The sequence below is a fragment of the Streptomyces apocyni genome, from assembly GCF_009739465.1.
In the GTDB taxonomy this organism is placed as follows: domain Bacteria; phylum Actinomycetota; class Actinomycetes; order Streptomycetales; family Streptomycetaceae; genus Streptomyces; species Streptomyces apocyni.
On record NZ_WHOM01000046.1, the window covers coordinates 89,901 to 101,617 of the forward strand.

The 11,717-nt window shown below is 70.8% G+C and carries 8 protein-coding genes; 6 read left to right on the plus strand and 2 right to left on the minus strand.

Annotated features, from left to right (window positions below):
- Nucleotides 1–40: 40 nt before the first annotated feature.
- A complete protein-coding gene (locus tag GCN81_RS12115; RefSeq protein WP_156724553.1) occupies nucleotides 41–598 on the plus strand; it encodes a YbaK/EbsC family protein in 558 nt (185 codons plus the stop codon).
- A 46-nt stretch (nucleotides 599–644) separates the two neighbouring features.
- On the opposite strand, the gene GCN81_RS12120 is transcribed toward GCN81_RS12115, so the two are convergent.
- Together GCN81_RS12120 and GCN81_RS12125 are read right to left on the minus strand one after the other, a co-directional pair.
- Nucleotides 645–1,052, minus strand: coding sequence for a CoA-binding protein (locus tag GCN81_RS12120; protein ID WP_156724554.1), 408 nt, complete (start codon nucleotides 1,050–1,052; stop codon nucleotides 645–647).
- Between the two features lie 89 nt (nucleotides 1,053–1,141).
- Nucleotides 1,142–2,971 carry a serine/threonine-protein kinase gene (locus GCN81_RS12125; protein ID WP_156724555.1) on the minus strand — a complete coding sequence of 610 codons (1,830 nt, stop codon included), beginning with the start codon at nucleotides 2,969–2,971 and terminating at the stop codon, nucleotides 1,142–1,144.
- Between the two features lie 366 nt (nucleotides 2,972–3,337).
- Here GCN81_RS12125 and GCN81_RS12130 point away from each other — a divergent pair, with 366 nt between their 5' ends.
- The 5 genes from GCN81_RS12130 to GCN81_RS12150 all read left to right on the plus strand — a co-directional run bounded on the left by GCN81_RS12130 (nucleotide 3,338) and on the right by GCN81_RS12150 (nucleotide 11,690).
- A complete protein-coding gene (locus GCN81_RS12130) occupies nucleotides 3,338–4,384 on the plus strand; it encodes a terpene synthase family protein (RefSeq protein WP_156724556.1) in 1,047 nt (348 codons plus the stop codon).
- Entirely contained in the window at nucleotides 4,381–5,751 is a 1,371-nt protein-coding gene (locus tag GCN81_RS12135) for a cytochrome P450 (RefSeq protein WP_156724557.1), read from the plus strand. Before GCN81_RS12130 ends, GCN81_RS12135 begins: the two co-directional genes overlap by 4 nt.
- Before the next feature lie 125 nt (nucleotides 5,752–5,876).
- On the plus strand, nucleotides 5,877–8,777 hold the full coding sequence (locus GCN81_RS12140; protein WP_156724558.1) for an ATP-binding protein: 2,901 nt from the start codon (nucleotides 5,877–5,879) through the stop codon (nucleotides 8,775–8,777).
- A 227-nt stretch (nucleotides 8,778–9,004) separates the two neighbouring features.
- Entirely contained in the window at nucleotides 9,005–10,510 is a 1,506-nt protein-coding gene (locus tag GCN81_RS12145) for an FUSC family protein (RefSeq protein ID WP_156724628.1), read from the plus strand.
- A gap of 61 nt (nucleotides 10,511–10,571) precedes the next feature.
- On the plus strand, nucleotides 10,572–11,690 hold the full coding sequence (locus tag GCN81_RS12150) for a lactonase family protein (protein WP_156724559.1): 1,119 nt from the start codon (nucleotides 10,572–10,574) through the stop codon (nucleotides 11,688–11,690).
- Nucleotides 11,691–11,717 lie beyond the last annotated feature (27 nt).

Genomic DNA, 11,717 nt, shown 5'->3' on the forward strand with positions numbered 1-11,717 from the left:
ATTCCGGCGAAGTCCCGGGTAGGGCTGTTAACTTGCCGCCATGCGCGCACCCATCGGAGACTTCGACGACGCCCGCCCGGCCCCCGACTGCCTGGACGTGCTGACGCGGCCGGTGGCCGACGCCGTACGCGACTGGCGCGGCACGGTGCCCGCCGAGCAGCTGCTCTACGTCGACACCGACCCCGCGATCGCCGACACCGCCGTCTTCGTCGAGCACCACGGAGCCGCGCTCCTGGACCAGTCGGCGAACTGCGTGGTCGTCGCGGGCAAGCGCGGCGGTGAGACCAGCCTGGCGGCCTGTGTGGTCCTCTCCCGCACCCGGGTCGACGTCAACGGCGTCGTGCGCCGCCAACTCGGAGCCCGCAAGGCCTCGTTCGCCTCGATGGAAACGGCCACCGGCGAGACCGGCATGGAGTACGGAGGCATCACACCGATCGGTCTGTCCGCGTCCTGGCCGCTGCTGGTGGACGCCGCCGTCGTGGACACGGAGTACGTCCTGATCGGCAGCGGCGGCCGACGCGGCAAGCTCATCGTGCCGGGCAAGATCTTCGCGGAGCTGCCCGGCGCGGTCGTCCTGGACGGGCTCGGCGTCAGCTGAGCCGGTCCGAGGCGAGGGCCGGTGTTCTCAGTACCGCCGACTGTTCTCAGTACCGTCGGCCAAACTCGATCGCCGGGCAGCGGTCCATCACCATGTCGAGCCCGGCCGCGCGGGTGCGCGCGTACGCCGCCTCGTCGATGACGCCGAGCTGGAACCAGACGGCCTTGGCGCCCGCGGCGGCGGCCTGGTCCGCCACGGCGCCCGCCAGAGCGCTGTTCACGAACACATCGACGACGTCGATCTCGAACGGCACGTCCGCGAGGGTGGCGTATCCGCGCTCTCCGTGCACGGTCTCCGCCTTCGGGTGCACCGGGACGATGCGCTTTCCGTGCCGCTGGAGTACTTCGGCGACGTCGTAGGCCACGCGGGCGCGGTTGTTGGACAGGCCCACGACGGCCCAGGTGTCGCCGAGCTCGGTCAGCACCCTGTCGATCGTCTCTTTGTCTCCGTACACAGCTGCCTCCCGTGGCTGGTGTCCTTTCTGGGCAACAGCGCGCGCCGAGCGTCGATTCCCGGTCACGGCCCGGGCGTCGGGGCCTGGGGTCACGTCCTGTCGCGCAGGGCGCTCCAGGTGTTGGGCCCCACCTCGCCGTCGACGGCCAGTTTCCGGTCGCTCTGGAAGAGCCGCACCGCCGAGCGGGTGTCCTCGCCGAACTCTCCGTCCACACCGGAGCCGCCGACGCTGTAGCCGCGCTTGCTCAGCATGCACTGCACCTGGAGTACGCGCTGGCCCCGGTGGCCGTAGTGGGTGATCTGGGTTCCCGAGTAGTGCGTGCAGTCGGAGAGCCAGGGGGGCGTGGAGGGAGCGGTGGGAGTCGACTTCGCGGGCGCGGTGGGGGAGCTGGTGGCGCCGGGCTGTGCCGGAGACGTACGGGAAGCGGTGGAGCTGGGGGCGCTCGATACACGGTCGGGCTGGGGTGCGGCGCTCTCGCCGCCTTGCTCGCCGTCGGATTCCTTCTCCGCCTCGTTGTCCTGGTCCGGCTTCCCCTTTCCGCTCTCCTTCTCGTCCCCTGGGGCCTTCTCCGAGGAATCGGAGCCGTCCGGCGAGAAGCCGGGCACGGGTGCGGCGTCATCGGCGGCGCGGGAGTCGTCGGCGGGTGCGCTGGACCGCGTGCCCGCCGCCTCAGTGCGGTCGGTGCCGGTGCCGGTGTCGGGGCGGGTCAGGACGAAGGCGGTGAGGGCGACGGCGCAGACCGCGACCCCGGCCGCGCCGGACAGGTAGAGGCCCTTGCGGCGCTTGCCCGGCGCCGGCGTCTGTGCTGGTGCCTGTGCCTGTGCCTGTGCCTGTGCTGGTGCTGGCATCGGCGCTTGCGCTGGTGCCTGAAGGGGCGGCCCGAAGCCCGGGGGAGCAGGCGGCGGAGGAGCGGGTGACGGTCCCGCGGGCGACGGGAGGCGGAGATGGACCGTCCGCTCGACGGGGAGGTCCTTCAGCACCTCGTAGGCCTGACGACGCGCGGCCAGGTGGGAGCCGAGCGGCTCCTGCCACTGGGGCGTACGCGGCCGTGCCGCCGCCGCGTCGATCAGGTGGTGCGGGGTGGGGCGCTGGCTCGGCTCCTTGGCCAGGCAGGCGGACAGGAGTGAGGCCAACGCGGGGTCGACCGCCGCGAGTTCGCCTATCACCTCGCGGTCCGGGTCCTCGTACGCCACCCGGTGCATCACGTCCACGCCCGTGCCGTCCCCGAAGGGGGCCCGTCCGGTCGCGGCGAAGACCAGGGTGCAGGCGAGCGAGAACACGTCCGACGTGGCATCGGACCGCCCTTCCCGCAGGCGTTCCGGTGACATGTAGGCAGGGGTGCCGACGGCCTTGCCGGTGGTGGTGATGGCGGTACTGTCCGTGGCCTGCGAGATGCCGAAGTCGATCACCTGCGCGCCGTCCCCGGACAGGATCACGTTGGACGGCTTGAGGTCGCGGTGCACCACCTCGGCTGCGGACAGTTCGGCCAGTGCCTGCCCGAGCTCGCCGAGCAGCCGCCAGGCTCCCGGCGCCGCCAGCAGGCCGTGTTCGCGTACGGCGTCCGAGAGGTTGAGACCCGGCAGGTAGTCCGTGGCCATCCAGAGCAGGTCACCGTCGAAGCCGGTGTCCAGGAGCCGTGGCGCGTGCGTACCGCGCACCCGCGCCAGTACGGACGCCTCCCGCTCGAACCGCCGCCGGAACTCGGCGTCCTGGGCGAACTCGGGCCGGATCACCTTGACCGCCGCGAGCCCGGAGCGGTTGTCCGCGGGGCGCGCGAGGTAGACCCGGCCCATTCCGCCACTGCCCAAGTGCCCCAGCGGCGCGTACGGGCCGATCTGATGCGGATCGCCGGGCTGCAGGCGGTCCGCTCCGGCCTGATGGAGCGCGGTGCCCCCGTCGGCGTCTCGCTGCTCCGCCATGGTGTGTGCCCCCGTACTCGTGCTGATGCGCCCCCGGAAGGGTGAGGTTATCGCAGCCTGAGCACGGGTCTCCCAGGAGCCACAGGCGCCCCACAGGCCGCGTGTCCTGGGCGGTGTGGGGCTCGTGCGCCCCAACTGCCCCTGGGCGAGCGAGAGTATGGCACATGCATATGCCTAATGAAGTGACGGGTTGGCAATTGCCCTATCTGTCCTGGTATTTGGCGTCGCAATCTGTTGACAATCTTCTTCAGGGTGAGCGTTAATGGTCATGTGGCTTGTTTGATGTGTCGTTCGTGCGCGTGAATTGATCGAAATTGTTTTGCGTGAGCGGGGAGTGGCTCATCCAGATGCTTGCTGGAGGTAGAAATGGCCCTGCTCAGCTCTTTCGCGATCCCGGACTTCCATCTTCCGTTTGAGAGCACCAAACACCCCCAAGCAGAACAGGCCAATACGGAGGCCACCTCCTGGGCGCTCAGCCAGGGTCTGATCAAGGACGCGGCAGACGATTTCTCCGGCATCGGCTGCGGCCACCTCGCGGCGCGGGTCGCCCATGGGGCGACGTACCGTCAACTCCTCCTGCTCTCCGAGTGGATGGCCTGGTCGTTCGTGCTCGACGACCAGCACGATCACGTCATCAGGTCCGGTCGGGTCGACACCTGGCGGCCCGTAACCGACGCCATCAACGGCCACCTGAGCGACGGCGAGGACTACCTGACCCCGCAGCGGCGGCACGGGAACGCGCTGGTGGACGGCTTCACCGACCTGCACGCCGCCATCCTGGACGGAATGCCCCCGGGGATACGGAAGCGCTACCGGGCGCATATACCGCCCATGCTGCGCTCCCTGGACCAGGAGGCGGTCAATCGCGGAACCGTACGACGTCAGCCAACGGTCGACGACTACGTACTGATGCGCCGCCACAGCTCCCAACTGCTGCCTATGATGGACATGGTGGAGGCCTCACTCGGCGTCGAGGTGCCGAGCGAGGTCTACGACAGCCCGACGTTCCAAGCTCTCCTGTGGAGTGCCGTGGACATCATCTCCTGGGGCAACGACATCTTCTCCCTGCGCAAGGAATACGCCTGCGGGGACAACAACAACCTCGTTCTGCTGCTGGCCTGGTGGGAGGGCTACTCGCTGCCCCACGCCGTGCGCGCCGTCAAGGACCGCATCAGCGCCCGCCTGGTGGACTTCCACTCCGCGGCCCGCACACTGCCACGGGTCCTGGACGTGCTCGCCATCACCGACCCGGCCACGCGCGAAGGAGTGGCGCGGTGCGTGCGGAGCTACGAGGACTGGATCATCGGCGCCGACCTCTGGCAGCGGCACGAGTGCACCCGCTACAGCGACGAACGCTGGGTGAGCGGAGACGAAGGCGCGTACACCCGGCCGGACTTGGTGGCCGTGGCATGACCGGCGGCCAGGCCATCGCGCCCACCCCCCATGAACCCCGCGCCCTTGATGCCCCGGTGGCCCCGGGGAAGCTGCCCGTGCTCGGCCACGCGATCCCGCTGTGGCGCCGCCCGATCGCGTTCCTGGAGTCGTTGCGTACGGTCGGCGGGGTGGTACGGATCGATCTCGCGACCTGGCCGGTGTATGTCCTCACCAGCCCGGACCTCGTCGACGCCGTACTGGTCAGCGAGGCGCGGCACTTCGGGCGAGGCAGGGTCTTCGACAAACTGCGCCCGCTGTTCGGCAACGGCATCGTCACCACCGACGGCGAGTTCCACCGCAAGCAGCGTCGCCTGATGCAACCCGCGTTCCACCGGGCCCAACTCACCGCCTACGCGGAGGTGATGGCCCAGCAGGCCGACGCGATGGCCGCCTCGTGGACTGCCGGGCAGGAGCTCTCGATCGTGACCGAGATGCGGAGGTTCGCGCTGGGCTCGGTGGCCAAGATGATCTTCTCGGGTGATATGGGCAGACCCGCCGTGGCGGAGGTCCACCGCTCGCTGCCGGTCGTCCTGGAAGGCATGCTCGTACGAGCGGTCATGCCCAAGGCGCTCGACCGGCTGCCGATCCCGCTGAACCGTCGTTTCGATGCCGCCGCCGCACGGCTGCGCCGCATCATCGACGAGGTGATCGTGGAGTACCGCGCCGAGCAGGAGGACCGCCAGGACCTCCTGTCACTGCTGCTGTCCGCCGTGGACGCCGATACGGGCGAGAGGATGAGCGACGAGCAGGTGCGCGACGAGGTGATCGCCATCATGTTCGCCGGCACCGAGACCTCGGCCACGGTGCTGTCGTGGATTTTCCACGAGCTGGGCCGTGACCCCGAGGCGCGCAAGCGACTGCAGGCCGAAGTCGACGGAGTAGTTGGCTCCGGGCCCGTACGCCCCGACCACGTCCCCCAGCTGACGTACACGCACCATGTGTTCCACGAGGCGCTGCGCCTGCATTCGCCGCTGCTCTTCACCCGGCGCGCGCTGGCCCCGGTGAACCTCGCGGGCGTGGCCATTCCGGCCGGAGCCGAAGTGGCCTACAGCCCGTACGCACTTCACCGCGACCCCGCGCTGTTCCCCCAGCCGCAGCGGTTCCAGCCAGAGCGCTGGGAGAAGAGCCCGAAGCGACGACCCCACCTGAACAGCTTCATTCCCTTCGGGGCCGGTCAGCACAAGTGCATCGGGGACCACTTCGCGGCGGCGGAGATAGTGATCGCGGTGGCGAGTGTGATGTCCCGATGGGACGTGGTCCACGCGCCGGGCGTGACCGTGCGCGAGGTCGCGGCAGGCATCCCGCAGCCGGACGAGCTGACCATGATGCCCGTCGCGCGGCAGTGACAGGCCGACCAAGGATACGGACCTGACCGGTTGTGGAGTGCGAAGTTCCCTAAAGTGGTCCACAAGCAGCAACACCCTGCGCCCGTGGCCTTACACTCGGCCACACGCGCTGAAGGGGCGTAGGGATGACACAGGAACAGTCTGCGGAACAGCCACGATGGACCACGCCACCCGTGCTCGAACGGGAATCCGAACTGCACGCCATCCGGCGTGCGTTGGATGACCTATGCGGCACCTCACCCGATGGAGCGGGCACGCGACACGGTGGAGTGCTCGCGTTCGCGGGCCCAGCGGGGGCGGGCAAGACCACACTGATCGCTGAACTCCGTCGGCAGGCCACGGAACGCGGCTGCGCGGTGTTGTTCGCGCGTGGCGGCGAACAGGAACGCCAGGTCCCGTTCCATGTGGTGCGCCAACTCGTCCAACCGGCACTCGCCTCCATGGACGACAGCGAGCGCCGCGAGATCCTCGGGCACTGGTACGGCATCGTGGCACCAGCCATCGGCCTGACCGTTTCTCAGGGCGTCGCGGCACCCGACCCACAGGGGGTGCGCGATGGTCTGGACTGGCTGGTCACCCACTTGTCGGTGCGCAACGCTCCCGTACTCCTGGTACTCGACGACGCGCACTGGGCCGATGCGGAATCACTGACGTGGCTGACAGCGTTCGCGGCGCGGGCCGAAGAGCTGGCCCTGCTCATCGTGGTCGCCCACCGCCCGGAGGAACTGCTCGCCGACGTCGCTGGTTTGCAGGCACTGGCCGAGCGCCATGGGGCGCGCCCGCACCAGCTGACCGCCCTCACCACGACCGCGGTGGCGCACCTGGTGCGTGGCGCGCTCGGGGACGACGCGGACGACACCTTCTGCCGGGAGTTCTGGGCGATCACCGGAGGAAACCCGTTTGAAGTCGTCGAGTTGATGGCGAAGGCGCGTGAGCGCGCTCTGCGGCCGACGGAGGGCAGCATCCCGCAGCTGCGGGACCTCGCCTCCGCCGTCAAGGGCAACGGGCTCGTGGAACGTCTCGAGACCCTCGGTCCCTCAACCGTCCGGTTGGCCTGGGCCGCCGCGCTGCTCGGTTCGGGTCATTCCACCGAGCTGGTGGGCGCTGTGGCCGCGCTCGGCGAAGCCCAGACCGCCGACGCCATCGAGCGGCTGCACGACGCGCGCATCCTGACCTCACTGCACCACATCAGGCGTGGCAAGGTCGTGGAGTTCTTCCACCCGCTGGTCGCCACCGCCGTGTACCGGGCGATCCCCGCAGCCGTACGCGTCGCCATGCACGGCATCGCGGCGAACGCCCTGATCGACGCGGGCCACGGCCCCACGGCCGCCGCCCGCCACATTCTGGAGATGCATACGGAAGGCGACCCCTGGGTCGTACAGCAACTCCGCCAGGCCGCCCGCGACAACTTCGCCTCTGGCGCACCCGACGCGGCACTGCGCTGTCTGACGCGCGCGCTGCGGGAGCCGCCAGACGTCGAAGACCGGGCGCAGGTCCTGTTCGAGCTGGGTTCGGCCGGTCTGTTCTACGATCCCGCGACCGCGGTCAACCATCTGCGAGCCGCGCTGGAGGAGCCGAAACTGGACCAGGGACTGCGCGAGGCCGTCAGCTACCGGCTGGCCCAGGCACTCGCGCATGTGGGTCAGATGGGGCAGGCCACGGACCTCCTGGCGGAAGAAGCGCGCCGTACGACCAGCGCCCGTACCCGACTGCGGATGCAGGCCGAGCAGTTCAAGTGGAACGCGGTCCGTGTCGACGAGGAGGACTCCCCGGCCCGCTCCCGGTTGCTGGCCCAGTTCGCGAAGCGACTCACCGGCCGCGACCTTGCCGAACGCCACATCCTGGGACTGCGGGCCTGGGATTCGGTGATGCGCGGCGAACCCGCGGCCCAGGCCCTGCAGTTCGCCGAGCAGGCCCTGGACGGCGGACTCAGCTGGACGGACCAGGACTTCGGGTTCGAGGTACCGGTCGTTGTCGCGCTCACCTTCATGTACGGCGACCAGCCGGGCAGAGCTGAGGAGCTGTTCCACAAGGGCATTGCCGAATTCGAGGAACGAGGCTGGCGCGGGGCACACCTTTCCTTCGCCTACACCCTGCTCGGCTATATCCGCTATCGTCGCGGACGGCTCGCCGAAGCGGAGGACTATGTCCGCAACGGCCTGCAGATCGCCAATCGAGTGGGACAGAACATCCCGGCACAGTGGTACGCGATCGGCACGCTGATCGAGACCCTTATCGCCCGTGGCGACATTGACGAAGCCCAGAACGTCGCCGAGGCCTACGATTTCGGAAAGGACTTCCCGAAGGCCGTCGTCTATCCCGATCCGCAAGCCGTCTACGGAAAGCTCCTCCTCGCCCACGGCGCCCGGGACCAGGCCGAACGGCACCTCGCCGCGGCCGGCCGGCGCCTCGACCGTCGCGGCAGCCGCAACCCCGCCTGGAGCCCGTGGCAGCTCGACCTCGCCCTCGCCCAGGCCGAGTACGACCCCGACCAGGCCCGGGCCACCGCGGACGCCGCCGTGACGCGCGCCCGGGTGTTCGGCACCGCCAGCGCCAAGGGTCAGGCGCTGCGGGTCGCGGCGGCCACCGACCCGGCCCGGGCGGCCATGCTGCTGCACGAAGCCGTCGAGCACCTGGAACAGTCCCCGGCCGCCTACGAACTCGCCCACGCCCTCATCGACCACGGCGCGGCCCTGTACGCGGAAGGCAATCTGGAACACGCCTCCCGCCAGTACCACCGCGGCCTGGAAACCGCCACCGCCTGTGGCGCGGACGCCCTGGCCACCCGGGCGCGCACCGAACTGGGCGCCGCCGGACTACGTCCCCAGCACCCGCAGACCGCGGCGCAGGACACGCTGACCGAGGCGGAGAGCGCGGCGGCACGGCACGCGGTACGCGGCCTCGACAACGCAGCGATCGCCGCCGAACTCCGCCTGGATGAGCACGCCATATCCCGACTGCTGTCCGCGGTCTTCGCCAAGCTGGGAACGGACCGCACGGGGCTGAGCCGCGCCCTCGGCGGGTGAGGTCTCGCTGACGCCCCGTCGGCCGGGTTCCTGCCGGTGATGGTCCGTTGGTCTTGTGGTGGCACAGTCTGACTGCTCGAGACTGTGCCAATGGTTCAGGATGAAAGCGGCGAGTTGAGCCAGTGGGCCGCTTGATGCTTTCCTGAGTCCATCGATGGCGCTGCGGGTGAACCCGCGGCGCCTTTGCCATGTGAAGGACGAAGGGGTGGACCGCGGTCGTGCGGAAGATGTTCGTGGCTCCTGATCCGGGGCTGCTGCGCCTGCGGGTCTCGCTGCGTGCCGTGCTCGGTGTCGGACTCGCGGTGGCGGCCGCCGAAGTCGCCGGGCTCTCGCTGTCCGCCTCGATCACGGGTGGACTGGCCGCGCTGCTCGCGCTCTTCACCGTCGGCGATGCCACCGTACGCGGGCAGGCGGTGACCACCGCACTGCTGCCCGTCGTGGGCCTTCCGGTGCTCGCCCTGGCCGCCGCGCTGCACGGGATGCCGATGGCGCGCGACGCCGCCTTCGTCGCGGTCGTCTTCTGCGGCGTGTACGCGCGCCGCTGGGGGCCGCGCGGCCACGCCCTCGGCATCTTCGCCTTTATGCAGTTCTTCGTCGCGCAGTTCCTGCACGCCGTCCCCGCCCAGCTCCCCGAGCTCTACGCCGCCGTCGCGCTGGCCCTCGCCGCCGCGGCCGCCGTGCGCTTCGGCGCCTGGTGCGTCGAGCGGCGCACCCCGCTCCCGATGCCGCCCGGGCCACTCGCCGGAGCCGGGCTGGACCGCCCCAGCACCCGACAGGCCTTCCAGGCGACCGCCGCCTGCGCCTTCGCGGTGGTCATCGGGCAACTGGTGTCGGGCGACCGCTGGTACTGGGCCGTCGGCACCGCGTGGTGGATCTTCGTCAACACCGCGTCCCGCGGCGAGACCCTGGTGCGTGGCTTCCGCCGCGTACTCGGCACGGTCGTCGGGATCGCCGCCGGACTGCTGATCGCCGTGCCGCTGCACGGGGCGCCCGGGCCCACCGCCGCGCTCGTTGCCGTCTGCGTCTTCGGCATCTTCTACACCGCGGCACCGTCGTACTCCTGGATGATGTTCTTCGTCACGATCATGGCGGGCCTGCTGTACGGACTCCTCGGCGTCCTGCACCCGGGCCTGCTCCTGCTGCGCTTCGTCGAGACCGGCGTCGGCGCGCTTGGTGCCGCCCTCGCCGTACTGCTGGTGCTGCCGATCACCACACACGCCGCCACCGAGGCCTGGATTCAGCGCGCCCTGCGCGAGGTCCACCGCTGCACCAGCGAGGCCGCCCGGCGCCTGGCGGGCGACGAGAACGCCGACCCCGCGCCGCACGCCGCCGCGCTGGAGGCGCTGCTCGGCCGGGTACGGATGGCCCTCGCGCCGCTGGTCCACCCGCTCAGCCCGCTGCGTGCCCGCAAGGCGCGTGCCCGCCAGATCCTCGTACTGCTCGACGCGTGTGCCCGTGAGGTGCGCGGTCTGGCCGTGGTCGCCGCCGACCCCGACGCCTCGCATGACGTCCGGCTGACCGAGGCCTGCCACCGGGTCGCCGTAGCGCTCGAAGCCCTGGTCGATACGGAGGAGGCGCTGGCCGAGTCCTTCGGGCCGCGCCCGGCGACGGTGCCCCGTCACGACCCTGGCGCCGAGCAGGCGCTGGCTCATCTGCGGGAGCTGGAGCAGGCCCTCACCGGCCTCGCCACGCCGTTGCGGCGTGAGCCGCGTCCGGTACTCGCCACCACCTGACCGTTTGGTCTAGACCGCCTGCTACCGTCTGCCGGAAACTGGCCGACGGAGGGGTTCGGATATGGGCGGCATGCGGGCGTACATCGGTTCCTTCACCTCTGCGGGCGGCCGTGGCATCACCACGGCCAGCATCGACGAGGACACCGGAGCCCTCACCGCGCTGAGCGCGACGGACGTGCTCGCCGACCCCTCCTACCTCGCGTTGTCGGACGACGGCGAGGTGCTCTACGCCGTGAGTGAGAGCGAGCGGGGCCAGGTCGCCGCCTTCGGCGTGCGCGCCGAGCGGCCGGAGCCACTGGGCGCGCCAGTCGCCGTGGGCGGGGCGAGCCCCACCCACCTCGCGTTGGCCGCGGGGCATCTGGTCACCGCGAACTACGGCTCGGGGAGCGTGTCCTGGCTGCCAGTCCGCGCGGGTGGCCAGCTCGGCGCGGCAGGGGCAGGGGCAGGGGTACTGCGGCACACGGGCTCGGGCCCCGACCCGGAGCGCCAGCGGGGGCCGCACGCGCACCAGGTGCTGCCCGACCCCAGTGGACGCTGGGTGCTCAGCGTCGACCTCGGTACGGACTCCGTACGGGTCTGCTCGCTCGTCGCGTCGGAGGCGGTCGCGGGGAAGGCGGTCGAGGGAGGGGCAGTCACGGGGGAGGCAATAACGGGGGAGGCAGGGGCGCTCGCTGAGCTGCGGACGCACCGGGAGGTGGTGCTGCGGCCCGGCAGCGGACCCCGCCACCTGGCGTTCCACCCGCGCGGCGATCTCGCGTACGTGGTGCATGAGCTCTCCGCGACCGTGACCTGCTGCCGCTGGGACGCCCAGGCGGGGCATCTGGAGCCGCTCGGTGAGACGCGGCTGCTGCACGGCGGCCCGGTCGCCGGAGACGCGTACCCGTCCGGTCTGGTGGTCTCCACGGACGGCCGGTTCCTGTGGGCCGCCACACGCGGCCAGGACGTGATCTCCGTGCTGGCGCTGGACGGGGACGGCGTACGGCCACGGCTCGTCACGACGGTGGCGTCCGGCGGGCACTGGCCGCGTGACCTCGCGCTGCACCCCTCGGGGCGGTTTCTGTACGCGGCCCATGAGCGCTCGGGCGACGTCACCTGGTTCGCGGTCGACCCGGAGTCGGGTGCCCTGCGGCGGGCGGGGGCGATCGAGGCGCCCGCGGCGTCGTGCGTGGTCTTCGGCTGAGAGCGGGCCTGACAGCAGCGGCGCGGG

Bases quoted from the DNA above. Each gene is read 5' to 3' on its own strand.
- GCN81_RS12130 (WP_156724556.1), top strand. From the start codon at position 3,338: ATGGCCCTGCTCAGCTCTTTCGCGATCCCGGACTTCCATCTTCCGTTT.
- GCN81_RS12140 (WP_156724558.1), top strand. From the start codon at position 5,877: ATGACACAGGAACAGTCTGCGGAACAGCCACGATGGACCACGCCACCC.
- GCN81_RS12145 (WP_156724628.1), top strand. From the start codon at position 9,005: ATGTTCGTGGCTCCTGATCCGGGGCTGCTGCGCCTGCGGGTCTCGCTG.
- GCN81_RS12150 (WP_156724559.1), top strand. From the start codon at position 10,572: ATGGGCGGCATGCGGGCGTACATCGGTTCCTTCACCTCTGCGGGCGGC.
- GCN81_RS12115 (WP_156724553.1), top strand. From the start codon at position 41: ATGCGCGCACCCATCGGAGACTTCGACGACGCCCGCCCGGCCCCCGAC.
- GCN81_RS12135 (WP_156724557.1), top strand. From the start codon at position 4,381: ATGACCGGCGGCCAGGCCATCGCGCCCACCCCCCATGAACCCCGCGCC.
- GCN81_RS12125 (WP_156724555.1), bottom strand. From the start codon at position 2,971: ATGGCGGAGCAGCGAGACGCCGACGGGGGCACCGCGCTCCATCAGGCC.